Genomic DNA, 25,010 nt, shown 5'->3' with positions numbered 1-25,010 from the left:
CCTGGAGATGATCCTCGAATCGCCGGAGGGAGGCCAGGGGAGTGCCGAATCCGCTCGGCCGACGGCCGGTCCACCGGCATTCGGCCTGCGGTGTCCGGTTGAACGCGGGGCGTGCCGCGATGCACACGCTTTCGGGACCCACGTGGCAGAGATCGCCGCCGAGGGCCCGGTCCGCACCTGAGGTCGCCGGCGCGGGGATCGTCACACCATGCCGAGCGGAAGGAGCCGCGGTGAACAGCACCGAGGAGAGGCAGTCGGAGCAGGCCCTGCACGGTCAGGAGGTCACGGTCGTCATCAGCGGGTGCGACACGGGCGACGCGCGGATGGTCTTCGATGCGCTGAGGGCCGCATTCACCACCGATCGGGCATCGGTGGACGTACCGAGGAAACTCGCGGAGAGGCGCCCCACCGCATGGGTGGCGACCGTCGACGTCAGCGAGGAGCGAGTGGTCTCGGGGCCGGTCTCGCTCGGTGCGCCCGTATCGATCGATGTGCAGGGCGGCTACTGGGCGGTCGAACGGCTCCGTAGGAGCCTGGCCCACGCTTTCGACGTACGGGTCGTCGGGACGGTCTCCGGAGACCAGGAGGAGGAGGTGCGGCTGCGCCTGCGGAGCCGGCCGGCGGACCACGGCCCGGCGACGGAGCAATGAAGGGGGAAGCGGCAATCCATCTGGTAGAAAACGGACAAAAGGCCACCTCTGAAAGGTGCGAGTGAGTGGACCCCTCACACGGGCGGGACGACGGCGCGCGACAGCCGGGAGCGACCGCCGACCGTTCCACGCTGACACTGCACATCAACGGAACCGAGCGGACCCTGACGCTCGATCACCGCACCACGGTCCTGGACGCTCTGCGCGAGCACCTGGACCTCACCGGTGCGAAGAAGGGCTGCGACCACGGACAGTGCGGGGCGTGCACCGTCATCGTCGACGGGCGGCGCGCCAAGAGCTGCCTGCTGCTCGCCGTGGCCCACGACGGCGCCCGCGTCACCACCGTCGAGGGCCTCGCCGACGGCGAACGCCTCCACCCCGTCCAGAAAGCCTTCCTGGACCGCGACGCCCTGCAGTGCGGCTACTGCACACCCGGTCAGATCTGTTCGGCCGTCGGCCTGCTCGGTGAGGCGGCGGACGGCTTCCCGTCCCACGTCACCGCACCTACCGTCACCGTATCCACCCCCGCGTCGCTCGACCGCGCCGAGATCCGCGAGCGGATGAGCGGCAACCTCTGCCGCTGCGGTGCCTACCCCCGCATCGTCGAGGCGATCGAGGACGTGGCGCCGTGAAACCCTTCGCCTATCTCCGCGCCCGGTCCGCCGCCGAAGCGGTCCGTGAGCGCTCCGCCCACCCCGGCGCCGCGTTCCTCGGCGGCGGCACCAACCTCGTCGACCTGATGAAGCTCGGCGTCGAGACACCCGCCCTGCTCGTCGACATCAGCCGACTGCCCCTGGACCGGGTGACCGACGCCGCCGACGGCGGCCTGCGCATCGGTGCCACCGTACGCAACAGCGACCTGGCCGCCCATCCCGCGGTACGCACCCGCTACCCCGCCCTGTCGCAGGCACTGCTGTCGGGCGCCTCCGGGCAGCTCCGCAACACTGCCACGACCGGCGGCAACCTGCTGCAGCGCACCCGCTGCCCCTACTTCCAGGACACCGCGAAACCATGCAACAAGCGGGAGCCCGGCAGCGGGTGCCCCGCCCGTGAAGGCGCCCACCGGGATCTCGCCGTGCTCGGTCACTCCGAGCACTGCGTCGCCACCCACCCGTCCGACATGGCCGTCGCCCTGTCCGCCCTCGACGCCACCTTCCAGTTGCACGGACCGGACGGCGAACGGACCGTACCCGCCACCCAATTCCACCGGCTGCCGGGCGACACCCCCCATCAGGACACCGAGATCCGGGCCGGTGAGCTCCTCACCGAAGTGGTCCTGCCGCCGCGCCCCGACGGCGCCGGCTCCCTCTACCGCAAGGCTCGCGACCGCGCCTCGTTCGCCTTCGCCCTCGCCTCCGTCGCCGCGGTGCTCAGCATCCGCGACGGCCGGATCGAACACGCGGCGCTGGCCTTCGGCGGACTCGCCCACCGGCCCTGGCGCGCACACGCCGCCGAGGACGTGCTGCGGGGCGCACCGGCCACCGACGAGACCTTCGCACGGGCCGTGGACGCCGAACTCGCCGCGGCCCGGCCGCTGCGCGACAACGCCTTCAAGGTGGGCCTCGCCCGCAGCCTGGCCGTCACGGCACTGGCCGAACTCGCCGCCCACAGCTGAGCAACCGCAGACACGACCCGCAGACGTGAGGACCCCGTCATGAGCCAGGCCCCTCCACCACTGGGCACCCCCGTCGTCCGCCGCGAGGGCCGGGACAAGGTCACGGGCACCGCCCGCTACGCCGCCGAACACACCCCTGAGGGCTGTCTGTACGGCTGGCCCGTCCCCGCCACGATCGCCCGCGGCCGCGTCGGCGCCATCCACGCCGACGCGGCACTGGCCCTGCCAGGGGTGCGCGCCGTCCTCAGCCATGACAACGCCCCGGCGCTGAAACAGCCCGACGACCCGATCCTCGCCGTCCTCCAGGACGACCGGGTCCCGCACCGGGGCTGGCACATCGCACTGGTGGTGGCCGACACGCTCGAACACGCCCGCGCCGGGGCCGAGGCGCTGCGCATCGACTACGAACCCGCGGCGCACGATGTCATGCTGACAGAGGACCACCCCGGCCTCTACACACCGGAGATCGTCAACGGGGACTACCCCGCCGTCCGTGAACGCGGCGACGCCGACCGGGCCTTCGTCACGGCGCCCGTGCAGGTCGATGCCACCTACACCGTCGGCCCCCTGCACAACCACCCCATGGAGCCGCACGCAGCGACCGCCCGGTGGACCGAGGACGGGCAGCTGACCGTCCACGATTCCAGTCAGGGCTCCACCAAGGTCCGCGACAGTCTCGCCGCCGCGTTCGGACTCCGGCCGCAGCAGGTCACCGTGGTCTCCGAGCACGTCGGCGGCGGCTTCGGCTCCAAGGGCACCCCGCGCCCGCAGACCGTCCTCGCGGCCATGGCCGCGCGCCACACCGGACACCCCGTCAAGATCGCCCTGCCCCGGCGTCAGCTGGCCGCCGTGGTCGGCCACCGTGCCCCCACCCTGCAGCGCGTCCGGCTGGGCGCCGAACTCGACGGCACCCTCACCTCGGTCATCCACGAGGTCGTCACCCACACCTCCACCCTCAAGGAGTTCGTGGAGCAGGCAGCCGTACCGACCCGCGTCATGTACGGATCGGGCCACAGCCGTACCGCCCACCGGGTGACCGCCCTGGACGTGCCGAGTCCCTCCTGGATGCGGGCACCGGGTGAGGCACCGGGCCTGTACGCGCTGGAATCCGCCATGGACGAACTCGCCGCGGCCCTCGGCATGGACCCCGTCGAACTGCGCCTGCGCAACGATCCGGTGAACGAACCCGATTCCGGCCGCGCGTTCAGCAGCCGCGGCCTGGCGGCCTGCCTGGAGGAGGGGGCGGCGCGCTTCGGCTGGTACGACCGCGATCCGCGCCCCGCGGTCCACGAGGAGGGGCCGCTGCTGCTCGGCACGGGGGTCGCCTCAGCCACCTACCCCGTGTACATCGGGGCCTCCAGCGCCTCGGCGCACGCGGCACCCGACGGCTCGTACCGCGTCCGGGTGAACGCCACCGACATCGGCACCGGCGCCCGCACCGTGCTCGCGCAGATCGCGGCCTCCGTGCTGGACACCCCGATGGAGAACGTCCGGATCGACATCGGCAGCAGTGACCTGCCCGACGCGCCACTGGCCGGAGGCTCCTCGGGCACGGCCTCCTGGGGCTGGTCCGTGCACAAGGCGGCCACCGCCCTCCTGCGGCAGCTGAGCGAGCGCACCGGCCCTCTTCCCGCCGAGGGGCTGACGGTCCTCGCGGACACCGAAAAGGAGACCTCCGCACAATCCCCTTACGCACGCCACGCGTTCGGAGCACACTTCGCCGAGGTCGCCGTCGACTCCCGCACCGGAGAAGTACGGGTGCGCCGGATGCTGGGCGTCTTCGCCGCCGGGCGCATCCTCAATTCCAGGACCGCGCGCTCCCAGTTCACCGGTGGAATGACCATGGGAATCGGCATGGCCCTGACCGAGGGCAGCACGATGGACCCCGTCTTCGGCGACTTCACCGAGAGCGATCTGGCCTCTTACCACGTGCCGGTCTGCGCCGACGTGCCGCAGATCGAGGTGCACTGGATCGATGAGGAGGATCCGCATCTCAACCCGATGGGCAGCAAGGGCATCGGTGAGATCGGCATCGTCGGTGCCGCGGCGGCCGTCGGCAACGCCGTCCGGCACGCCACCGGCGTCCGGCTGCGCAACCTTCCGATCACCCCGGACACCCTGTTGCCCTACCTGCTCTGACCTGGACCGATTCGCCTGAACGGCCGGACCGTCCTGTCCTGTGTTGCGCAACCGGCTCTGCCGGGTCACTCTGTGGAGTGACCTATCAGTGACATCCGCTCACTCTTCGTGTTCGGGGGGTCGTTGGTTCAATGAGGCGAAGTCAGTGGGCCTCGATGTGAGGAGCCTCGACGATGACCGTTCAACTCGACCGGCACTATCTGGTCGAACTCCAGGTTTCGGCAGAGCGTGTTTCCCAACTGCGGCGAATAATCGCCGCGCACCTCCGCCACTGGAGTCTCGAACTTCACATCCGGCCGGTGTGCCGGGGTGTGGAGGAGCTGCTGACCAATGTCCACCGGCATGTCGGTGACGACAACAATTGCGTCGTCGAACTCCGCTGGTCCGGGCGGCATCTCACGGTCTCCGTCGCCGACAACGGCTCCGAGATGCCGCGACTGCTCAGCACCGGCGGCGGCGGCCTCAGCCGCGTGATGGCGCTGAGCGACAGCTGGGGGACCTGCCGCACCGCCGAGGGCAAGGTGGTCTGGTTCACCCGGTACGCGAAGGAGCCGCGCACCGTCGGCCTGGTGCCGTCGGCGCCGCTGCCCGGTGTGGGCGAGTTCCGCCGTCACCCCGTCGCGGTCCCGGACATCGTCCCGGAGACCACGACGGCGTCCGGCGCCGCGCCCGCTCTCGTCTGAAACGGGCGCCGGGACCGGTACCGCCGGCTTCCGTACCCGCTGAACGCTTTCACCCTCCCGGCGCGGACGGCGTGCACATCGCACGCATGGTCCGCGCCGGTCGGGTATCCGCCCGGCAGGGCCCGCGTTGCGGCACGGCGCAGGGCGCGGCACGGTCGAAGTACCGAGGCAAGGAGACCACTGTCATGCCCATCGCGACGGTCAACCCCGCGAACGGCGAGACCCTCAGAACGTTCGACGCGCTGGGAGGGGCGGAGATCGAGCAGAAGCTCGCCGCCGCCGACACCGCCTTCCGGCAGTACCGCACCACCGGATTCGACGAACGGGCCCGGCTGCTGAACCTGGCCGCCGGACTGCTCGACGACGACCAGCAGGACATCGCGCGCACCATGACCACCGAAATGGGCAAACCCGTCAAGGCGGCCCGCGCGGAGGCCGCCAAGTGCGCGAAGGCGATGCGCTGGTACGCGGACCACGCCGAGGAACTCCTCGCGGACGAACATCCCACCGATGCCGATGTGCGGGACTCCGGCGCCTCCCGGGCCTATGTCCACTACCGCCCCCTGGGAGCCGTCCTCGCCGTGATGCCGTGGAACTTCCCGCTCTGGCAGGTCGTGCGGTTCGCCGCCCCGGCGCTGATGGCCGGGAACGTCGGGCTGCTCAAGCACGCGTCCAACGTGCCGCAGACGGCGATGTACCTGGAGTTCCTGTTCCGCCGGGCGGGGTTCCCGGAGGGATGCTTCCAGACCCTGCTGGTGGGATCCGGAGCGGTCGAGTCGATCCTGCGCGACCCCCGGGTCGCCGCCGCCACCCTCACCGGCAGTGAGCCGGCCGGCCGCTCGGTCGCGGCGATCGCGGGCGACGAGGTGAAACACACCGTCCTGGAGCTGGGCGGCAGCGATCCGTATCTCGTCCTGCCGTCGGCGGACGTCGCCAGGGCCGCCCGCACGGCCGTGACCGCCCGGGTGCAGAACAACGGCCAGTCCTGCATCGCCGCCAAACGGTTCATCGTGCACACGGAGGTGTTCGACGAGTTCGCCGAACGATTCACCGTGGGCATGCGTGATCTGACCGTCGGCGATCCGCTGCGGGAATCCACCGACGTCGGCCCGCTCTCCAGCGAGCAGGGGCGCGCCGACCTGGAGGAACTGGTCGACGACGCGGTACGGCAGGGCGCGCACGTGCTGTGCGGCGGCGGCCGTCCCGGCGGCCTGGGCCCGGAGCTGGAGCGCGGCTGGTTCTATGCTCCCACCGTCCTCACCGGGATCACGCCCGCGATGCGCATCCACCGCGAGGAGACGTTCGGCCCCGTCGCCACGCTCTACCGGGTCGAAGGACTCGACGAGGCCGTGGCGCTCGCCAACGACAGCCCCTTCGGCCTCAGCTCCAACGTGTGGACCCGCGACGCCGACGAGGCCCGCCGCTGCGTAAGCGATCTGCAGGCGGGCGGAGTCTTCTTCAACGGCATGACCGCGTCCCATCCCGCGCTGCCCTTCGGCGGCGTGAAGCGCTCCGGCTACGGACGTGAACTCGCCGGGCACGGCATCCGCGAATTCTGCAACGCGACCACCGTCTGGTACGGCCCCGAGCCTGTCGGCGCCTCGTCCTAGGAGACGTACATGAGCCACGCCGCCCATCCGCCGGCGACGCCCGGCCCCTCCGACGAAGAGATCGCCGCACTCGACGCCTACTGGCGGGCCGCGAACTACCTGACCGTCGGGCAGATCTATCTCATGGCCAACCCGCTCCTGAGCGAGCCGCTCGCCCGGGAGCACATCAAGCCCCGCCTGCTCGGCCACTGGGGCACCTCGCCCGGCCTCAATCTGGTCCACACCCATCTCAACCGCGTCATCAAGGCACGCGGTATCGACGGGCTGTGCGTCTGGGGTCCCGGACACGGCGGACCCGCGGTCCTCGCCAACTCCTGGCTGGAGGGAAGCTATTCGGAGACGTACCCCGATGTCGGCCGGGACGCCCACGGGATGGGGCTGCTGTTCAGGCAGTTCTCCTTCCCCGGCGGGGTACCCAGCCATGTGGCGCCGGAGACCCCGGGCTCCATCCACGAGGGCGGCGAACTCGGCTACGCCCTCACCCATGCCTACGGTGCCGCTCTCGACCACCCGGACCTGCTCGTCACCTGTGTCATCGGCGACGGCGAGGCCGAGACCGGGCCGCTCGCCGCGTCCTGGCACTCCAACAAGTTCCTCGACCCGGTGCACGACGGAGCCGTCCTCCCGATCCTTCATCTCAACGGCTACAAGATCGCCAACCCGACGGTGCTCGCCCGTCTCCCGGAGCCGGAACTCGACGCCCTGCTGCGCGGTTACGGGCACGACCCCCTGTACGTCGGTGGCGACGACCCCCTCACCGTCCACCGCGCGATGGCCGCCGCGATGGACCGCGCCGTCGATCACGTCCGGGAACTCCAGGCCGCGGCCCGGACCGGCGGTACCACCGGGCGCCCGCACTGGCCGATGATCGTGCTGCGCACCCCCAAGGGCTGGACCGGCCCGGCCGAGGTCGACGGCGTGCCCGTCGAAGGAACCTGGCGGGCCCACCAGGTCCCGCTGCCCGGTGTCCGGGACAGCCCCGACCATCTGCGGCAGTTGGAGGCGTGGATGCGCTCCTACCGGCCGGACGAACTCTTCGACACGGCGGGCCGCCCCTGCCCGCAGGTGCTTGCCTGCGTGCCCGAGGGCGCGGCCCGGCTCGGCGCGAGCCCCTATGCCAACGGCGGTCTGCTCCTGCGGGATCTGCCCATCCCCCCGCTGGAGGACCACGCGGTCGAGGTCGCCAAGCCCGGGACCGTGCTGCATGAGCCGACCCGGGTGCTGGGCGGCCTGCTGGAGGCCGTCATGGCCGCCACCGCCGAGCGCCGCGACTTCCGGGTCGTGGGCCCCGACGAAACCGCCTCGAACCGGCTCGACGCCCTCTACGAGGCCACCGGCAAGGCGTGGCAGGAGCGGACCCTGCCCACCGACGAGCACCTCTCCCGCGACGGACGCGTCATGGAGGTCCTCTCCGAGCACATGTGCCAGGGCTGGCTGGAGGGATATCTCCTCACCGGCCGGCACGGTCTGTTCTCCTGCTACGAGGCGTTCGCGCACATCGTCGACTCGATGGTCAACCAGCACATCAAGTGGCTCAGGACCTCCCGCCGGCTGGCCTGGCGCCGCCCCATCGCGTCGCTCAACTACCTGCTCACCTCGCACGTCTGGCGTCAGGACCACAACGGGTTCTCCCATCAGGACCCCGGATTCGTCGACCACGTCCTCAACAAGAGCCCCGAAGTCGTCCGCGTGTATCTGCCGCCGGACGCCAACACCCTGCTCTCCGTCGCCGACCATGTGCTGCGCAGCCGCGACCACGTCAACGTGGTCGTGGCCGGCAAACAGCCGAGCTTCGACTGGCTGACCCTCGACGAGGCCCGCGCGCACTGCGCCCGCGGCGTCGGTGTCTGGGAGTGGGCGGGCACGGAGGACGGCAACCGCGAACCCGACGTGGTGCTCGCCTGCGCCGGTGACGTGCCCACGCTGGAGACGCTGGCCGCAGCCGATCTGCTCCGCAGGCATCTGCCGGAACTGGCGGTACGGGTGGTCAATGTCGTCGACATGACGCGGCTGCTGCCCCGACGGGCGCACCCGCACGGAATGCCGGACCCCGAGTACGACGCGGTGTTCACCAGGAACTCCCCGGTGATCTTCGCGTACCACGGTTACCCGTGGCTGATCCATCGCCTGGCCTACCGACGGGCGGGTCATGCCCATCTGCATGTGCGGGGCTACAAGGAGGAGGGCACCACCACCACGCCCTTCGACATGGTGGTCCGCAACGATCTGGACCGCTACCGACTGGTCATGGATGTCATCGACCGGGTGCCCGGCCTGGGCGTCCGTGCCGCGACGGTGCGCCAGGCGATGGCGGATGTCCGCACCCGCCACCATGCCTGGATCCGTGAACACGGCACGGACCTGCCCGAGGTGGCCGGCTGGACCTGGAGCGGCTGACGCCGCCCCGGTCCTGACAGGCTGGGCTCAGCCGCGGCCGACCGCGCGCGCGAGCTGGGCCTTCGTCATGTTCGAGCGTCCGTGGACGTTCTTCTTCTTCGCCTCTTCGTAGAGCTGGTCGCGGGTCGGTCCACCGGCTCCGCTGTGGGAGCGCAGACCGCCGCGCCGTGAGGACGACATGTCCTCGACGGAGGTACGGCTCGCGGTCCTCGACTCGCCGGCGCGGGCACGCTCCTTGTTGACCGTACGGGCCGCGATCTCCTCCGCCCGGTCCTCGCTGACCCCTCGCTCCTGCGCGCTCTCCTTGATGTGTTCGTACTGCCGTTCCCGTTTGGCATTGGATCCACGTGGCATGGTCGGTCACTCCTCTCGTCAGGACTTCTCCCGGGGCCCGAAGGCTTGTGCCGGGACGCGATCGGGGCCCTCTCCAGTCTCCCAGCGGTCCCTGGGGCCCGCACGCCTGTCGCGGTGGCGGACGGGGCGTGCGGCGTGTGGTCTCGGCCCGCTCAGTAACGCAGGGCCGCCGCGATCCCCCCGTGCTCCGCCAGCGATCCGTTCGCGAGGAAGACCACATCGGCGCCGTTGTCCAGGGCTGTCTCGACGAGCTCGTCCACGATGTCCTCGCGGACCGAGCTGTCCGTGAGGTCCGCGGCTTCACCGCTCACGGGTTCGAGGTGCTCGTCGCTCACCCGCACGGTCTGCTGGAAGTGTTCCTCCACGGCGACCAGTCCTGCGCGGCCCTGCCGTGCCGCGGCCCACACCTCGTCGAGACCACCGGCGAACGCGCGGCGACCGCGCGCCTCGTCCAGCGTGCCGTCGATCTCCGCCGAGAACCTCTGCTGACGATGGTCGAGCGCGGGCCGCAGCTCCTTGAGCAGGCCGCTCGGCGTCATGTCGGCCGGTACGCCCTTGGTGACGCGGCCCACGGCCGCCCCGGCGCTCTCCCCGACCTCGTCCAGGAGGGCGAGCGCGGGAGCGAGGCCGACCAGATACAACGGGCGGGGGTCGGCGGCCAGCACCGCGCGCAGTTTCTCGTCGACGGTACGCAGGAAGGTGCGCGTCTCCTCGTTGCTGAAGGTGCTCGGAGTGTCTCCGATCCGCTCCTCGCGCTGCGGGTCGGGCGCCTCCCGCGGTGCCGTCAGCGGGAACCCGCCGGTCTCCTCCTCGTGCACGACGTCCGCCGTGCCGCTCCACAGTGAGGCGTGCTCGGCGGAGACGGTGAGCGCCCAGAACGGCTGGGCCTGAGCCTTCGCGGCGACCAGATTCCGGGTCAGATAGGTGTCGCTGAGCACCACCCGATCGGGCGCGGTGCGGGGGAGTTGCCAGACGTGGTGCTCGTCGGCGGTGACGAGGAGCACCAGGGAGTCCAGGGCTCGGCGGGGGTCCACCTCAGCGACCGCCCGGTCGAGCTGTTCCTGGACGGCGCTCCGGGCCTCGCGGGTGACCGCCGGGTCCGCCTCCAGCCGGTTGCCGGCCTCGGCCACCAGGTTGCGCAGCCGCACGGCGTCCTGGGCGTTGTCCGGAGCGCGGCGGTGCGTCGGCATGGTCAGGGACAGGGCTGGATAGGGCTTGGCCGCCCGCAGCTCCTTCAACAGGCCGGCGGTCAGGGCATCCGCATCCATCGTTCTCTCCCAGGTGCTTGGCTCCGCTTGTCCGCTCCCGAGTGGAGCGGGTGCTTTCGACGAGTCAATTCATACCTTTTGAACCTAATATGAGCGAGTTGTCTGCCAGTGGTCACAGGAGGTGCACCATGTCCACACTCACCGTGTGGAAGTTCCCGTCGGCCGAGGGCGCCGACCGCGTGGAGGCGACACTCAAGTCCCTCCAGAAGGAGGGGCTGATCAAGATCCTCGACGCGGCCGTGGTGAGCTGGCCCGCCGATCGGTCCAAGCCCAGGACCAAGCAGATGATCAACCTCGTCGGTGCCGGGGCGCTGAGCGGCACGTTCTGGGGGATGCTCTTCGGCCTGATCTTCCTGATGCCGCTGCTGGGTGCCGCGATAGGCGCGGCAGCCGGGGCGCTGGGCGGCAAGCTGGCCGATGTCGGCATCGACGACGACTTCATCGCGGAGGTCAAGGAGAAGGTGACGCCCGGGACTTCGGCCCTCTTCCTGCTGACCATGAACGAGGTGCCCGACCGGATCAGCGCGGCGCTGCCCGATGGAGGCGCCGAACTGCTGCACAGCAACCTGGACACGCGGAGCGAGGGGCGACTGCGCGAGATCTTCGGCGAGGACGCGGCTTGACCGTCCGGGGCCCGGCGACCCGGGCCTCCGCATTGCGCTTGCCCAGACCCCCACCTCCCAAGTCCTTACGAGCAGACCCAAGTCCTTACGAGCAGACGGAGCGTCCGTGATTGCGACCAGACCCCTGCGGCACGCCCCCGGCGGCCGCGCAGCCCGTAGCCTGGCCCTCGCCGCGCTGGCCGCGGTGACCATCTCAGGTACCGCCGCCTGCGGCGGCTCCAGCACCACTTCGCCGGGCACGGCCAGGAGCACCCGCACGATGTCCCCGGAACCCTCCCCGACCCCCTCCAGCAGCGCCAGTCAGCGCTCCCAGCGGGAGTTCGCCGCCTCGGTCTCCGCGGCTGCCGAGCGCAACCGGCAGAAGGCCGTCAAACAGCTCGAAGGCGTCCGGGGGACGGGCAACGCGGTCCGGGACGTCTCCGTGACGGGGCTGGCGGTCGAGAAGTCCGAGCAGTTCCGCAGTGCCCTCGTCCGGGTCACCAACCGGACGGACAAGGCCGCCTTCTACGCCGTCAAGGTGGAGTTCGTCGATGCGTCCGGGAAGGTGCTCGACACGGTCGTGCTCGGTTTGGCGGACGTTCCGCCCGGCCGGACCGTCAGCGAGCACGCGAACAGCCGCAAGGCGGCCGGCGTCAAGACGTTTCCCCGGATCGCCCAGGCCGAGCGCAGCTGACGGCCGGGTCCGGAGATGACTTGCTCTCCGCCCACCCGTCCCACTCCCCGGTATCGGGGAGCAGGACGGCGTGGGCGGCCTTCGGCGCCCCGCCTCCCATGAAGAGGCCGCGGCCCGGTGCGCGAGCGGCACGGCCGGCCGGGGCGGCGAAGGGGTTGGCCCGGCCCGTCTACCAGATGGACGCGACCCACTCCGGGTGGTCGATGAACGGGTTCCGGTTGTGCTGGTACTGGTTGAATATGACGTCGTTGCGCCGCTTCTCGAAGCTGTCCGGCGGGTCCTCCTGGCTCCACGCCTTCAGTACCGAGAGGCGGCCGATGTTCGGCGCGGAACCGTTGGACACCTTGTCGTTGGGTTCGAGGTCGGGGAAGGCGTCGTCGCCCTCGTAGCGCACCGCCATGTAGAGGATCATGCGGGCCACGTCGCCCTTGACCGCGTCGCGCGGTTCGAAGGAGTCGCTGTCGGTGTAGTTGCCCGGTGCGCCGCTGACCGCGCTGCCGCCGTTGTCGAAGTCCTTGTTGCCGCGTATGGAGTTGACGGTGACGTCCTCCGGGCGCAGGTGGTGGATGTCCGTGCCGGGGCCGGTGGCGGTGCCGAAGTCGCCGTGGGACTTGGCCCAGACGTGCTCGCGGTTCCACTGGCCGACCGAGCCGCCGTTGTTGCTCTTGGGAGTGGAGCGTCCGGAGTAGAGGAGCACCACGTTCGAGGGGTTGGCAGGGTCCTCGTCCGTGTTCTTGAGGGCGTCCCAGACCTGGCTGTAGGAGATCTTGGTCTGGCTGCTGATGATCGTGTGCAGCGCGCTCTTGAGCGCGGTTCCGGATTTGCCGACCGCGTCCTGGTAGTACGTGTCGTCGAGAGCGCGGAGCGGTGTCGCTGCGACCGGTGTGGCCTGGGGTGTGGCGGCCGGTGCGGCGGCGGCGGTGCCGGCGAGTACCGCGAACGCGGCGAGGGTCGCCAGCAGGGGGCGCCGGTATGGAACGTGACGACGGGACATGTGGGGTGTCCTCTCCGAAAATGCGGGCACCACGACGCCGCCGCGAGGTGGGAGGCGGTGCCGCGGTGGTCGTGTGGTACTGGGTCAGCGGGAGCCTTCCACACGCACCGTGACCATGGTGTGAACGCCGTGTACTTATCATGTGCAGGTCAAGTGACAGGTCTCTGTGCGACGCCGGGAGCGGTGCGGGGCCCTCGGATGCGGCGGGCCGGACGCGGGGCGAGAATGACCGAAAGGACGAGGAGGCGGCATGAGCGACGAGCCCGAATCCGTATCCGCAGCTCGGGGAGTGACCCCGGACAGCCTCTTGCACACCGGCGGGAGCGACAATCCGTCTGCAGAGGACCTGGTCCTCGCCTCCGGGCGTGACCTCACTCCGAAGAATCTTCAGTGGGCCGAGCGCAGGCTCGCCCGGGAGGGGCGGTCGGCGATCGACAAGGCGCTGCCCTGACGTGTGACCCGGTGACCGGCGCGGGGAGTGTGTGGGTGCTCCCCGCGGCTCGGCTAGCCTGGGTGAACAATGAACCGTTTGACGACGTCAGGGGCCGGGTACGACCTCGCCCGCTTCCCCGAGGACCCGCGCGACCCCTTCCGTGCCTGGGACGCTGCCGATGAGTACCTGCTGCGGCGGCTGGAGGGGACCGAGGAGTCGGATCCGGTGGACCTGACCGGCTCCGTGGTCGTGGTGGGCGACCGCTGGGGCGCCCTGAGCACCGTTCTGGCCGCGCATCGTCCCGTACAGATCACCGACTCCTACCTGGCGCAGCGCGCGACCCTGGCGAACCTGGACCGCAACGGTGCGGCCGCTGATTCGGTACGCCTCCTGTCGGTCAGGGACACGCCGCCGGACCGTGTCGACGTCCTGCTGGTACGCGTACCGAAGAGCCTCGCGCTCCTGGAGGACCAGCTGCACCGGCTCGCGCCGGCCGTCCACGCGGGCACCGTGGTCATCGGCACCGGCATGGTCAAGGAGATCCACACCTCCACCCTCAGGCTCTTCGAGCGGATCATCGGCCCGACCCGCACCTCCCTGGCGGTCAAGAAGGCCCGTCTGATCTTCTGTACTCCGGACCCGGGTCTGCCCCGTACGCCCAGCCCCTGGCCGCACCGCTACGACCTGCCCGAAGATGTCGGCCCGGTCTCCGGCCGGACGGTCACCAATCACGCCGGGATCTTCTGCGCCGAGCGCCTGGACATCGGCACCCGTTTCTTCCTCGGTCATCTCCCCGAGCGCAGCGGCCCCGACCGGGTCGTCGACCTCGGCTGCGGGAACGGCGTCGTCGGGCTGTCCGCGGCGCTCGCCAACCCCGAAGCGACGGTGACCTTCATCGACGAGTCGTACCAGGCGGTGGCCTCCGCCGAGGAGACCTTCCGGGCCAACACCGGTCCGGACGCCAAGGCCGACTTCGTGGTCGGCGACGGGCTGACGCGGCTGCCGCCCGCCGGTGTCGACCTGGTGCTCAACAATCCGCCGTTCCACTCCCACCAGGCCACCACCGACGCGACGGCCCGCACCATGTTCCACGGGGCGCGTACCGCGCTGCGGCCGGGCGGTGAGCTGTGGGTCGTCGGCAACCGGCACCTCGGCTACCACACCCAGCTGCGCCGCATCTTCGGCAACTGCGCCACGGTCGCGGGTGACCCGAAGTTCGTCGTGCTGCGCGCCGTCAAGCGCTGACGTCCGCCCGGGGCGTTGTGGCCCTTCCGGATTCTTGCAACACGTTCTACTGTGTGCGCCGCCGCACACGGGCGACGCGAACGCGAGACTCCTGGAGGGGCCGTGCACCTCGAATACACGCCTGAACAGCAGCAGTTGCGCGCCGAGCTGCGTACGTACTTCGCCGGACTGGTCCCCGACAACGCCTACGCGCGCTACGCCGACCCCGCCGCCCAGAAGAACTTCTACCGGGAGACGATCCGACGCCTGGGCACCGACGGCTGGCTCGGCGTGGGCTGGCCCGAGGAGTACGGCGGCCGGGGCCTGTCGCCGATGGAACAGTTCATCTTCTTCGACGAGGCCGCCCAGGCGGGCGTACCGCTGCCGCTGATGGCCCTCAACACCGTCGGTCCCACGATCATGCAGTTCGGCACCGACGAGCAGAAGGCGTACTTCCTGCCGAAGATCCTGTCGGGCGAGATCGACTTCGCGATCGGCTACAGCGAACCCGACGCGGGCACCGACCTCGCCGCGCTCAAGACCCGCGCCGTGCGCGACGGCGACGACTACGTCGTGAACGGGCAGAAGATCTGGACGACCAACGGAGACACCGCCGACTGGGTCTGGCTCGCAGTACGCACCGACATCGACGCCCCGCCGCACAAGGGCATCACCATGCTGCTCGTCCCGACCACGGACCCCGGCTACTCCTGCACCCTGATCAACACCCTCGCCTCGCACGACACCACCGCCAGCTACTACGAGAACGTCCGTGTCCCCGTCTCCCACCGCGTCGGCGCCCAGAACAAGGGCTGGCGCCTCATCACCAACCAGCTCAACCATGAACGCGTCACCCTCGCCGCCCATGGCACCATGGCCATCCGCGCCCTCCATGACGTCCAGCGCTGGGCGGCGGACACGAAGCTGGCCGACGGCCGCCGCGTCATCGACCTCGGCTGGGTCCGCGCGCTCCTCGCCCGTACCCACACCAGGCTCGACGCCATGAAACTCCTCAACTGGCAGATGGTGTCCGCGGTCCAGAACGGAACCCTCACCCCGCAGGACGCCTCCGCCGTCAAGGTCTACGGCTCGGAGGCACGCCGCGACGCCTATGCCTGGCTGATGCAGGTCGTCGGCTCGGCGGGACCGCTGAAGGAGGGGTCGGCGGGCACCGTGCTCCACGGCGAACTCGAACGCGGCTACAGGTCGGCCGTCATCTTCACCTTCGGCGGCGGAAACAACGAGATCCAGCGGGAGATCATTTCGTGGATCGGGCTGGGGATGCCACGTGTACGGCGGTGAGCGGCTGTGACGGGCAACAGGCTGAGTCCGGCCCGTGCCGTCGTCGACGGACCGCACTCCGGTTTCACCGTTGACCGAACGTCTGCGCCGTCCCGGTGAGGGGCTCCTGCCGAAGCTTCCCGCCCGCCGGGCCGTGCCGACAGCGCGGTGCCATTCCGTTTGCGGAGCGGTGGACATCGAGTTTGAGTGTGAGGGACCCCCTCGCGCTTCAGGAGCTGACATGTCGATGGCGTTCGGTTCACCCTTCGGTTCGGCCGATCCGTTCAGCGATCTGCTGAATCGATTCTTCGGGATGTCGCCCGGAACGTCGCCCCCAGCCGTGCAGCGCGTACCCATCGGTCGGCTCCTGACCGAGTCGTCGCACGAACTCCTCAACACGGCCACGCGAAAAGCGGCCGAGGACGGAACGGCCGACCTCGACACGGAGCACCTCTTGTGGGCGGCCACACAGGTCGATCCCGCACGAAGGCTGCTGTCCCAGGTGGGAGTGGACCCCGAGGCGCTCGCGGCCCAGATCGCCGAAGTGCTCCCCCGGGAGTCCGGCGCACCCTCCGCGGAGCCGGGACTCACGCCGGCGGCGAAGCGCACCCTGGCCGCCGCCTACGCCGATTCGCAGGCGGCAGGGGTGTCGTACATCGGCCCCGAGCACATCCTCGGCGCGCTCCTCGGCGACCCCGAATCCGGTGCCGCCCGTTTCCTGCGTGCGGAGGACCTGGACGTCCAGAAGCTGCGCGGCCTGACGGAACAGGCGAACCGCGCGTCGGGCGCTGCTCCCGCTGCCGCGAAGCAGCCGTCCACGACCCTGGACGAGTTCGGCAGGGACCTGACCGAGGAGGCGAAGGCCGGAAAGCTCGATCCGGTGGTGGGCCGGGCGGACGAGATCGAGCAGACCGTCGAGATCCTCTCGCGGCGCTCCAAGAACAACCCCGTGCTCATCGGCGAGCCCGGTGTGGGGAAGACCGCCATCGTGGAGGGACTGGCCCAGCGCATCGTGGCGGGCGAAGTGCCCGACACACTGAAGGACAAGAGGGTCGTCGCCCTGGACCTCTCCGGCATGGTGGCCGGCGCGCAGTACCGCGGACAGTTCGAGGAGCGCCTGAAGAAGGTCATCGAGGACGTCCAGGAGGCGAGCGGCGACATCATCCTCTTCATCGACGAACTGCACACCGTCGTCGGCGCGGGTGCGACCGGTGAGGGCTCCATGGACGCGGGCAACATGCTCAAGCCCGCGCTCGCACGCGGCGAACTGCACGTGGTGGGAGCGACGACGATCGACGAGTACCGCAAGCACGTCGAGAAGGACGCCGCTCTCGAACGTCGCTTCCAACCCGTCCTGATCCCGGAACCGACGGTCGAGGAGACGGTCCAGATCCTCGAAGGGCTGCGGGACGCGTACGAGGCCCACCACCAGGTCCGCTTCGCCGACGGGGCCCTGGCGGCAGCGGCGGAACTCTCCGACCGCTACATCGGCGACCGGTTCCTGCCCGACAAGGCCATCGACCTGATGGACCAGGCGGGCGCCCGTGTGCGACTGCGCAGTGCCAGCCGTTCCACCGCGGTCGTCAGCCGCGAGGACCGCCTCGCGAAACTGCGGCGGGAGAAGGACCAGGCAGTCGCCGGCGAGGAGTTCGAGAAGGCCTCCGAACTGAAGCGGCAGATCGTCGAGGTGGAGGGCGAGCTCGCGGGAATCGAGGAGCGCCGGGAAGGCGTCGTCTCGGTCACGGCCGCCGACATCGCCGACATCGTCTCCCGCCGCACGGGGATTCCGGTCTCCCAGCTCACCGCCGGCGAGAAGGAGAGACTCCTCAAGCTCGAAGAGGAGATGCACGCCAGGATCGTCGGCCAGAACGAGGCGGTCATAGCGGTGTCCGAAGCCGTGCGCCGGAATCGAGCGGGCATGGGGGACCCCAACCGCCCTGTCGGTTCTTTCCTCTTCCTGGGGCCGACAGGTGTCGGCAAGACCGAACTCGCCAAAACTCTGGCCGAGTTGCTGTTCGGCGACGAGAACCGCATGATCCGGTTCGACATGAGCGAGTTCCAGGAGAGGCACACCGTCGCCCGGCTCGTCGGAGCGCCCCCCGGATACATCGGCTACGAAGAGGCCGGCCAGCTCACCGAGAAGGTTCGGCGCCACCCGTACAGCGTGGTGCTGTTCGACGAGGTGGAGAAGGCACATCCTGACGTCTTCAACACGCTGCTCCAGATCCTCGACGACGGTCGTCTCACGGACGGACAGGGCCGCACAGTCGACTTCCGCCACTGCGTCGTCATCATGACGTCCAACATCGGTGCCCATCGCATCCTCGCCCACAAGGGCGACGCGGCCGAGCTCAAGGACGTACTGATGGAGGACCTGCGGGGACGGTTCCTGCCCGAGTTCCTCAACCGCATCGACGACATCATCGTCTTCCACAGTCTCACCGAGGAGGACCTGTCGGAGATCGTCGAGCACCTCCTGGGCCGGAGCAAGCAACGTGTCCACGCGCAGGGCATGACGCTGGAGGTCACCGAAGCGGCGAAGAAGCTGCTGGTCGCTCACGGCTACCAGCCGGAGTTCGGTGCCCGTCCGTTGCGCCGCACGATCCAGACGGAGCTCGACAACCGTCTCGCCTCCCTGCTGCTCAGCGGCGAGGCCGGGCCGGGAGACACGATCGTTGCCGATGTGCGCGACAACTCGCTCCACTGCACGGTGCGCAACGACCACTCCGAAGGCCGTACGGACCGCGAGGAGCCGGCCAGTACCGGCGCGGCCTGAGGGTCGTACGCGGAGCCGATGCGGGGTACAGGTTCAGGGTGCCGGTCCGGGTTGTCCTGAAGAGGGCCATGTCCACGAGGTCGTGCGGGACGGTGGTGCGGGTGGCGGCCGCCTCGACGAGCGGATCGACGTGCACGATCTGCGCGCCGCGGTGGTGTGCCTCGGCGAGGGCGATGAGCATCCGGGCGCGTTGGAGGCGGCGTTGACCCCAGGATGAACAGCGCGTCGGCGGTTTCCCGGTCCTCGAAGTCGGCGGTCCCCTTGGTCCGGGTCGCGTTCCGGCGCGAGGTGGCGGCTTGTCCCGCAGCCAGGGACCCGTGGTACGGCGGGAATCGTGTGCCGCGGCGGCGCTGGGGGCCGCGATACCATCGAGGGTGAACTCCGGTTCGATGGGAGAAGGTTGTCGGTCGTCGTGCGGACGGTGGGAGGTACGGGCGACATGGTGGACGCCGACCCCGGGCTCTTCGGGCCCGATTCCGTCACCTGGCAGATGCACGGCGACCCGATGATGTGGGTCGCCGGGGTGCGTGCGCTCTATCTGCAGGCACTGCACCCACGCGCCGTGCGCGGTGTCATGCAGAACTCCGACTTCCGCAAGGACGCCTGGGGACGGCTGATGCGTACGGCCGGCTTCGTCGGAACGATCACCTACGGCACCACCGAGGCAGCCGAGAAGGCCGGGACCCGGGTGCGCAGGATCCACCGGCTCCTCAAGGTCACCGACCCGGCGACCGGGCAGACGTACGGTGTCGACGAGCCCGAACTGCTGCTCTGGGTGCACTGCGCCGAGGTGGACTCCTACCTCCAGGTCGAACGCCGCTCCGGCTTCCCGCTCACGGACGCCCAGGCCGACCGCTACATCGACGAGCACCGTCACAGCGCCCGTCTCGTCGGCCTCGACCCCGCCGACGCACCGGCCACCACCGCACAGCTCGCCGCCTACTTCGAAAGGGTGCGGCCGCAACTCGCCGCTTCCCCGGAGGCGTTGGACGTCGATGATTTTCTGCGCAGGCCACCGATCCACCCACTGCTCGTACCTGCGCGCGCACTGCTGTGGCGGCGCGTCGCGGCACTCGCCTACCAGTCACTGCCCCCGTACGCCCATGAGCTCTACGGCAGACCCGTCGGGCCCGTGCACACCGTCGACCGCCGCCTGCGCACCACCGGAACGGCGCTGCGTTGCATTCCCTCCCGGCTCCGCTGGCGACTCCCGCCCGGTCACATTCCGAACGCGATGGCCCGGCTCGGTCCCGCCAGCCGCCCCACCCCGTACAAACTGCGAAGCCAGGCCGCCATACTGGACGGGCCGGGGAGGGCAAAGGGGTAGGCGGACCGACGGGGGCGACAGCAGGCGATGGCGGACACCAGGCTGATCCAGAGCCGGTACCGACTGCTCGATCTGATCGGGCGCGGCGGCATGGGCGAGGTGTGGCGCGCCCGCGACGAGTCGCTCGGCCGTCACGTGGCCGTCAAATGCCTCAAGCCGATGGGCCCCCAGCACGACCAGTCCTTCACCCGCGTCCTGCGTGAACGCTTCCGCCGCGAGGCCCGCGTCGCAGCAGCGCTGCAGCACCGCGGCGTCACGGTCGTCCATGACTTCGGCGAGTACGAGGGTGTCCTCTATCTGGTGATGGAACTCCTCGACGGCCGAAACCTCAGCCAGCTGCTGGACGACAACAAACAGCATCCGCTGCCGGTCTCCGATATCGTGGACATCGCCGAACAGGTCGCCGACGCCCTCGGCTACACCCACCGGCAGGGCATCGTGCACCGCGACCTCAAACCCGCCAACATCATGAGGCTCACCGACGGAACGGTGAAGATCTGCGACTTCGGCATCGCCAGGCTCGGCCACGACATCGGCTTCACCTCCCGGCTAACCGGTACGGGCATCGCCATGGGCACCCCGCACTACATGTCGCCCGAGCAGATCAGCGGCGGCCATGTCGACCACCGCAGCGACCTCTACTCACTGGGCTGCGTCCTGTACGAGATCGCCACCGGGGCACCACCGTTCGACCTCGAAGACGCCTGGGCCGTCCTCGTCGGACACCGCGACACCCCGCCCGAGCCACTGCGCACCCACCGCGCGGAACTCCCCGGATTCTTCGACCGCGTGGTCCTGGAACTGCTGGCCAAGGCTCCCGAGGAACGGCCCGTCGACGCGAGCGACCTGCGGCAGCGGATCGCCGTCGGCCGTACCGGCGAGCAGCCGCAGCTCCCGTCCACGGGACAGGTGCGGCTCGCGCCGCCCGTGCCCGTCACGCGTCCGGGACAGCAGCTGCCGGCCTGGACCCGCGGCATGACCGGCGGACACAAGGCGTCCGGCGCCCACCGCGGACTCGAGCTGCCCGACCATTCCGCGGGCCTCACCGGCGAGTGGACCACCGGCACCGACCTGCGGCGCCGGACCGGAGAACTGCCGGTGCCCGGGGCCGAGCGGCCGACCCCGTCGCCGGAACTCCTCTCCACCCTCGCCAACCGGCACAGCGCGGGCCTGCACCTCGGCCGGCTCGGCCACTGGGAGGAGGCCGGCGAGGTGCACCGAGCGGTCGCCGCCGAACGCGAGTACGCCCTCGGCCCCGACCACCCCGACACGCTTTCCAGCCGGTACGAGGTCGCCTTCACCCTCAGCCGCACCGGGCGAGCCTCCGACGCCCTGCGGGAGTTCGGCCGCGTGACCCGGGGCCGTGAACACGTCCTGGGCCCCGACCACCCGGAGACCCTCGCCGCCCGCCAGGAGACGGCGTACGTCCTCGACCGGCTCGGCCGCCATTTCGAAGCGCATCAGGTGTACGCGACCGTCCTCGCCTCCCGGGAACGGTCCATGGGTCCCGACCACCCCGACACCCTGCGCTGCCGCCACAACCTCGCCTTCAACCTCAGCAGGCTCGGCCGCCTGGAGGACTCGTACAGGATGGCCAGCGACGTGGCATCGGCCCGCACCCGACTGCTCGGTGCCGACCACCCCGACACCCTGGTCACGCTCTACGAAGTGGCCTACACCCTCGGCCGGCTCGGCCGCTGGACGGAGGCCCTGCAGACCTACCGGGAGGTCGCGCGGGCCCGGTCCCGGTCGCTCGGCGCCGACCACCCCGATACCCTGTCCGCCCGCTACGAGGTCGGCATCAGCCTCGGCCGCCTGGGGCGCAGCGCGGAGGCACTGGAGCTTTACCGCGCGCTCGTCGAGGACCGGACCAGGGTGGGCGGCCCCGCCGACCCCGAGACCCTCCGCGCCCGCCACGGCCTCGGCGTCAATCTGGGGCGTCTCGCCCGCTGGGAGGAGGCACTCGCCGAGGCACGCGACGTGTGCGAGATCCGGTCACGCGTCCTCGGCCCCGACCACCTCGACACCCTCGTCAGCCATCGTGAGGTCGCCGTCGGCCTCGGCTGGCTCGGACGCTGGGCCGAGGCCCTCACCGTCTACCGCCAGGTCCCCGAGGCACGCGAGCGCGTACTCGGCGCCGACCACCCCGACACCTTGGCCGCCCGCAACGACGAGGCGCACTGTCTGGAACAGCTCGGCAGGGGACCGGAGGCCGTCGAGCTGTACCGCCGGGTAGCGGCGCTGCGCCGCGGCCGGGAGGCGTCGCTGCCCGGACCGGACACCACCACCTCTGGTCAGGCGTGATCCTCCCGTGTTACGAAGGGCCATGCCCGCACCCGACAGCTATGACGCAGTGATCGTGGGCGGCGGCCACAACGGTCTGGTCGCCGCCGCCTACCTCGCCCGCGCCGGACAATCCGTCCTGGTCCTGGAACGCCTCGGCACCACGGGAGGAGCGGCCGTCTCCACCCGCCCCTTCGACGGGGTCGACGCCCGTCTGTCGCGCTACTCGTACCTGGTGTCCCTGCTGCCACGGAAGATCGTCCGCGATCTCGGCCTGGACTTCGCCGTACGGAAGCGGACCGTCTCCTCCTACACCCCGACCGTGCGCGGCGGCCGTGCCACCGGACTGCTCGTCGGCGGGGACCGCACCCGGGACTCCTTCGCCGCGCTCACCGGATCGGACCGGGAGTACGAGGCCTGGCAGCGTTTCTACGGCATGACGCGGCGCGTCGCCGAACGGGCCTTCCCGACGCTCACCGAACCCCTGCCCACCCGCGACGCCCTGCGCGAGCGGATCGGCGACCAGGAAGCCTGGCGCACACTCTTCGAGGAGCCCATCGGCGTCGCCGTCGAGGAGAACTTCCATGACGACCTCGTGCGCGGAGTCGTGCTGACCGACGCCCTGATCGGTACCTTCGCCGACGCGCACGACCCGTCCCTGCTCCAGAACCGCTGCTTCCTCTACCACGTCATCGGCGGTGGCACCGGAGACTGGGACGTCCCGGTCGGCGGCATGGGCGCACTCACCGACGCCCTATCACGGGCCGCCCGCGAGGCCGGGGCAGAGATCCGCGTACGGCACGAGGCGACCCGTATCGAAACCGACGGAACACGGGCCGAGATCACCGTCCGCTCACCCGGGGCGGAACAAGTCGTCGCGGCCCGCCGGGTCCTCGTCAACGCCTCCCCGCAAGCGCTCGCCGCTCTCCTCGGCGACGAGCCGCCCACCCCGGCCGAGGGCGCGCAGCTGAAGGTGAACATGCTGCTCACCCGGCTGCCCCGACTGCGTGACCGCTCCGTCGACCCGCGCGAGGCCTTCGCCGGGACGTCCCACATCGCCGAGGGATACGCGCAGCTCGCCGACGCCTACCGGGACGCGGCGGCGGGCCGGCTTCCCACCGCCCCGCCGTCCGAGATCTACTGCCACTCACTGACCGACCCGTCGATCCTCGGACCCGGCCTCGCCGCGCGCGGCTACCAGACCCTCACCCTCTTCGGCCTGCACACCCCCGCCCGGCTCTTCGCCGCCGACAACGCGGCGACGCGCGCCGAGCTGCTGACAGCCACGCTCGCCGAACTCGACGCGCATCTGGACGAGCCGGTCGCCGACTGCCTGGCACGCGACGAGAACGGTGAGCCCTGCATCGAGGCGAAGACCCCGCTCGACCTCGAACACGACCTGCGGCTGCCCGGCGGTCACATCTTCCACCGGGACCTCGCGTTCCCGTACGCCACCGGATCCACCGGGCGGTGGGGGGTGGAGACGGCGCACGCCAACGTGTTGCTGTGCGGGGCGGGTGCGGTCCGCGGCGGCGGGGTCAGCGGGGTCCCCGGCCACAATGCCGCGATGGCGGCGCTGGGCCGGTGACCTTCATCGCTGGTGTGGTGACCGGAAAGGTTGCTTCCCGGCACCCCTTCCGGCCACAGCACTAAGGGCTGTCCTGTAATCCCTGGCGGGCGCAAGGGATTACGGGGACAACCCTTAGCGGCCGAAGACGCCTCTCAATGCGTCGCGCTTGCGCGGCAGGTCGTATTCCGCACCGCCCTCGTGCCCGTTGTACGTGAACACCTCGATCTCGGCTGGACCCGCGTAACGGTGATACGCGGCGAACACCGTGGACGAGGGGCAGATCCGGTCCATCAGACCGACCGAGAACCACGCCGGGGCGGTCGCCCGTGCCGCGAAGTTGACCCCGTCGAAATAGGACAGGGTCTCCATCGCCTCGTCGATCCGGAAGCGGTGCCCGGACAGCCAGCGGGCGATCTCCGCATACGGTCCTGCGTCGGTGATCTGCGAGGCACGCCGGTAGTGGCAGAGGAACGGCACATCGGCGACGGCCGCCGCTATGTCGTCCCGCAGCCCGGCGACGGCCAGCGCCAGCCCGCCGCCCTGGCTGCCCCCGAGCACCGCCACTCGTGAGGCGTCCACCGCTTGATGGGCCTTCGCGGCGTCCACCGCCCGCACGGCGTCCGTGATCAGCCGCCGGTAGTAGTGGCGGTACGGGTCCTCGATGCCGCGGGTCAGGAAGCCGGGGGAGGACGAGCCGTGCCCGTCCGGGCCGATGTCCGGGGTGTCCGCGGTGTTCTTGCCACCGCCGCCCTGGCCCCGGTTGTCCATCACCAGGTGTGCGTACCCCAGCGCGCTCCAGGTCAGCCGGGAGTACGGGATGCCCCGGCCGCCGTTGTACCCGATGTACTGCACCACGGCGGGCAGCGGGCCCGAGCGCGCCTTCGGCAGCAGCAGCCAGGCCTTCACCGGCTGTCCTCCCCAGCCCCGGAAGGTCACGTCGAACACATCGACCGTCGCGAAACCGGCGTCGTACGGGACGAAGCCGGCGTCCAGCGGGTGGCGGGCCGTCTCGGTGAGGGTCTTCTCCCAGAAGGCGTCGAAGTCGGCCGGCTCCTCCGGTTCCGGCCGGTAGTCGCGCAGCCGGTCCAGATCCATGTCGAACAGCAAGGG

Annotated in this window: 20 protein-coding genes and 1 pseudogene; 16 read left to right on the top strand and 5 right to left on the bottom strand. The window is 70.5% G+C overall.

Going from position 1 to position 25,010, the window contains the following annotated elements:
• Positions 1-230: 230 nt before the first annotated feature.
• From ACF1B9_RS06730 to ACF1B9_RS06700, 7 genes are all read left to right on the top strand, one after another.
• A complete protein-coding gene (locus tag ACF1B9_RS06730) occupies positions 231-650 on the top strand; it encodes a hypothetical protein (protein ID WP_391739458.1) in 420 nt (139 codons plus the stop codon).
• Positions 651-715: 65 nt separating this feature from the next.
• A complete protein-coding gene (locus ACF1B9_RS06725; RefSeq protein WP_391739457.1) occupies positions 716-1,282 on the top strand; it encodes a 2Fe-2S iron-sulfur cluster-binding protein in 567 nt (188 codons plus the stop codon).
• Positions 1,279-2,265 carry an FAD binding domain-containing protein gene (locus ACF1B9_RS06720; RefSeq protein WP_391739456.1) on the top strand — a complete coding sequence of 329 codons (987 nt, stop codon included), beginning with the start codon at positions 1,279-1,281 and terminating at the stop codon, positions 2,263-2,265. The genes ACF1B9_RS06725 and ACF1B9_RS06720 overlap by 4 nt, the downstream gene beginning before the upstream one ends.
• 39 nt (positions 2,266-2,304) lie before the next feature.
• Positions 2,305-4,404 carry a xanthine dehydrogenase family protein molybdopterin-binding subunit gene (locus tag ACF1B9_RS06715; protein WP_391739455.1) on the top strand — a complete coding sequence of 700 codons (2,100 nt, stop codon included), beginning with the start codon at positions 2,305-2,307 and terminating at the stop codon, positions 4,402-4,404.
• 173 nt (positions 4,405-4,577) lie between these two features.
• Positions 4,578-5,087, top strand: a complete 510-nt coding sequence (locus ACF1B9_RS06710) for an ATP-binding protein (protein ID WP_376215450.1) — start codon at positions 4,578-4,580, stop codon at positions 5,085-5,087.
• 185 nt (positions 5,088-5,272) lie between these two features.
• Positions 5,273-6,697, top strand: coding sequence for an NADP-dependent succinic semialdehyde dehydrogenase (locus tag ACF1B9_RS06705; protein WP_391739454.1), 1,425 nt, complete (start codon positions 5,273-5,275; stop codon positions 6,695-6,697).
• Between the two features lie 9 nt (positions 6,698-6,706).
• The gene (locus ACF1B9_RS06700; protein ID WP_391739453.1) at positions 6,707-9,094 is read left to right on the top strand and encodes a phosphoketolase; all 2,388 of its coding nucleotides are present in this window, start codon (positions 6,707-6,709) and stop codon (positions 9,092-9,094) included.
• 27 nt (positions 9,095-9,121) lie between these two features.
• On the opposite strand, the gene ACF1B9_RS06695 is transcribed toward ACF1B9_RS06700, so the two are convergent.
• Positions 9,122-9,448: a plasmid stabilization protein gene (locus ACF1B9_RS06695; RefSeq protein WP_391739452.1), complete on the bottom strand. Its 327-nt coding sequence runs from the start codon at positions 9,446-9,448 to the stop codon at positions 9,122-9,124.
• A 152-nt stretch (positions 9,449-9,600) separates the two neighbouring features.
• Positions 9,601-10,716 (bottom strand): chemotaxis protein, encoded by a 1,116-nt coding sequence (locus ACF1B9_RS06690; RefSeq protein ID WP_391739451.1) that lies wholly within the window; start codon positions 10,714-10,716, stop codon positions 9,601-9,603.
• Positions 10,717-10,844: 128 nt separating this feature from the next.
• On the opposite strand from ACF1B9_RS06690, the gene ACF1B9_RS06685 reads away from it, so the two are divergent.
• Both ACF1B9_RS06685 and ACF1B9_RS06680 read left to right on the top strand, forming a co-directional pair.
• The gene (locus ACF1B9_RS06685; RefSeq protein WP_391739450.1) at positions 10,845-11,339 is read left to right on the top strand and encodes a DUF1269 domain-containing protein; all 495 of its coding nucleotides are present in this window, start codon (positions 10,845-10,847) and stop codon (positions 11,337-11,339) included.
• A gap of 106 nt (positions 11,340-11,445) precedes the next feature.
• The gene (locus ACF1B9_RS06680; RefSeq protein ID WP_391739449.1) at positions 11,446-12,012 is read left to right on the top strand and encodes a hypothetical protein; all 567 of its coding nucleotides are present in this window, start codon (positions 11,446-11,448) and stop codon (positions 12,010-12,012) included.
• A 169-nt stretch (positions 12,013-12,181) separates the two neighbouring features.
• On the opposite strand, the gene ACF1B9_RS06675 is transcribed toward ACF1B9_RS06680, so the two are convergent.
• Complete coding sequence (locus tag ACF1B9_RS06675) at positions 12,182-13,006, bottom strand: endonuclease I family protein (protein WP_391739448.1); 825 nt, start codon at positions 13,004-13,006, stop codon at positions 12,182-12,184.
• A gap of 250 nt (positions 13,007-13,256) precedes the next feature.
• Here ACF1B9_RS06675 and ACF1B9_RS06670 point away from each other — a divergent pair, with 250 nt between their 5' ends.
• From ACF1B9_RS06670 to ACF1B9_RS06655, 4 genes are all read left to right on the top strand, one after another.
• Positions 13,257-13,457, top strand: coding sequence for a hypothetical protein (locus ACF1B9_RS06670; protein WP_114242806.1), 201 nt, complete (start codon positions 13,257-13,259; stop codon positions 13,455-13,457).
• Between the two features lie 69 nt (positions 13,458-13,526).
• Positions 13,527-14,684, top strand: coding sequence for a methyltransferase (locus ACF1B9_RS06665; RefSeq protein WP_391739447.1), 1,158 nt, complete (start codon positions 13,527-13,529; stop codon positions 14,682-14,684).
• Between the two features lie 102 nt (positions 14,685-14,786).
• Positions 14,787-15,965, top strand: coding sequence for an acyl-CoA dehydrogenase family protein (locus ACF1B9_RS06660; protein ID WP_391739446.1), 1,179 nt, complete (start codon positions 14,787-14,789; stop codon positions 15,963-15,965).
• A gap of 220 nt (positions 15,966-16,185) precedes the next feature.
• Positions 16,186-18,720: an ATP-dependent Clp protease ATP-binding subunit gene (locus tag ACF1B9_RS06655; RefSeq protein ID WP_391739445.1), complete on the top strand. Its 2,535-nt coding sequence runs from the start codon at positions 16,186-16,188 to the stop codon at positions 18,718-18,720.
• A 28-nt stretch (positions 18,721-18,748) separates the two neighbouring features.
• On the opposite strand, the pseudogene ACF1B9_RS06650 reads toward ACF1B9_RS06655, so the two are convergent.
• Positions 18,749-18,986, bottom strand: a pseudogene (locus ACF1B9_RS06650) (formate dehydrogenase); the annotation flags it as partial.
• Between the two features lie 173 nt (positions 18,987-19,159).
• Here ACF1B9_RS06650 and ACF1B9_RS06645 point away from each other — a divergent pair.
• From ACF1B9_RS06645 to ACF1B9_RS06635, 3 genes are read left to right on the top strand one after another with little or no spacing between them, the layout of a single operon-like run.
• Entirely contained in the window at positions 19,160-20,047 is an 888-nt protein-coding gene (locus tag ACF1B9_RS06645) for an oxygenase MpaB family protein (RefSeq protein WP_391739749.1), read from the top strand.
• 27 nt (positions 20,048-20,074) lie between these two features.
• Positions 20,075-22,351: a tetratricopeptide repeat protein gene (locus ACF1B9_RS06640; protein ID WP_391739444.1), complete on the top strand. Its 2,277-nt coding sequence runs from the start codon at positions 20,075-20,077 to the stop codon at positions 22,349-22,351.
• 22 nt (positions 22,352-22,373) lie between these two features.
• Positions 22,374-23,918 carry a phytoene desaturase family protein gene (locus ACF1B9_RS06635; RefSeq protein ID WP_391739443.1) on the top strand — a complete coding sequence of 515 codons (1,545 nt, stop codon included), beginning with the start codon at positions 22,374-22,376 and terminating at the stop codon, positions 23,916-23,918.
• 114 nt (positions 23,919-24,032) lie between these two features.
• Here ACF1B9_RS06635 and ACF1B9_RS06630 read toward each other — a convergent pair whose 3' ends face one another.
• Positions 24,033-25,007 (bottom strand): acetylxylan esterase, encoded by a 975-nt coding sequence (locus tag ACF1B9_RS06630; RefSeq protein ID WP_391739442.1) that lies wholly within the window; start codon positions 25,005-25,007, stop codon positions 24,033-24,035.
• Between the last annotated feature and the right edge of the window lie 3 nt (positions 25,008-25,010).

The organism is Streptomyces sp. NPDC014727 (genome assembly GCF_043083485.1).
Lineage (GTDB): Bacteria > Actinomycetota > Actinomycetes > Streptomycetales > Streptomycetaceae > Streptomyces.
The sequence above is the reverse complement of the archived record's forward strand: the minus strand, read 5'-3'. Positions and strand labels throughout refer to the sequence as shown.

Coding starts and splice junctions, on each gene's coding strand:
- ACF1B9_RS06715 (WP_391739455.1), top strand. CDS start 2,305: ATGAGCCAGGCCCCTCCACCACTGGGCACCCCCGTCGTCCGCCGCGAG.
- ACF1B9_RS06710 (WP_376215450.1), top strand. CDS start 4,578: ATGACCGTTCAACTCGACCGGCACTATCTGGTCGAACTCCAGGTTTCG.
- ACF1B9_RS06705 (WP_391739454.1), top strand. CDS start 5,273: ATGCCCATCGCGACGGTCAACCCCGCGAACGGCGAGACCCTCAGAACG.
- ACF1B9_RS06700 (WP_391739453.1), top strand. CDS start 6,707: ATGAGCCACGCCGCCCATCCGCCGGCGACGCCCGGCCCCTCCGACGAA.
- ACF1B9_RS06695 (WP_391739452.1), bottom strand. CDS start 9,448: ATGCCACGTGGATCCAATGCCAAACGGGAACGGCAGTACGAACACATC.
- ACF1B9_RS06690 (WP_391739451.1), bottom strand. CDS start 10,716: ATGGATGCGGATGCCCTGACCGCCGGCCTGTTGAAGGAGCTGCGGGCG.
- ACF1B9_RS06685 (WP_391739450.1), top strand. CDS start 10,845: ATGTCCACACTCACCGTGTGGAAGTTCCCGTCGGCCGAGGGCGCCGAC.
- ACF1B9_RS06675 (WP_391739448.1), bottom strand. CDS start 13,006: ATGTCCCGTCGTCACGTTCCATACCGGCGCCCCCTGCTGGCGACCCTC.
- ACF1B9_RS06670 (WP_114242806.1), top strand. CDS start 13,257: ATGAGCGACGAGCCCGAATCCGTATCCGCAGCTCGGGGAGTGACCCCG.
- ACF1B9_RS06665 (WP_391739447.1), top strand. CDS start 13,527: ATGAACCGTTTGACGACGTCAGGGGCCGGGTACGACCTCGCCCGCTTC.
- ACF1B9_RS06655 (WP_391739445.1), top strand. CDS start 16,186: ATGTCGATGGCGTTCGGTTCACCCTTCGGTTCGGCCGATCCGTTCAGC.
- ACF1B9_RS06645 (WP_391739749.1), top strand. CDS start 19,160: ATGGTGGACGCCGACCCCGGGCTCTTCGGGCCCGATTCCGTCACCTGG.
- ACF1B9_RS06640 (WP_391739444.1), top strand. CDS start 20,075: ATGGCGGACACCAGGCTGATCCAGAGCCGGTACCGACTGCTCGATCTG.
- ACF1B9_RS06635 (WP_391739443.1), top strand. CDS start 22,374: ATGCCCGCACCCGACAGCTATGACGCAGTGATCGTGGGCGGCGGCCAC.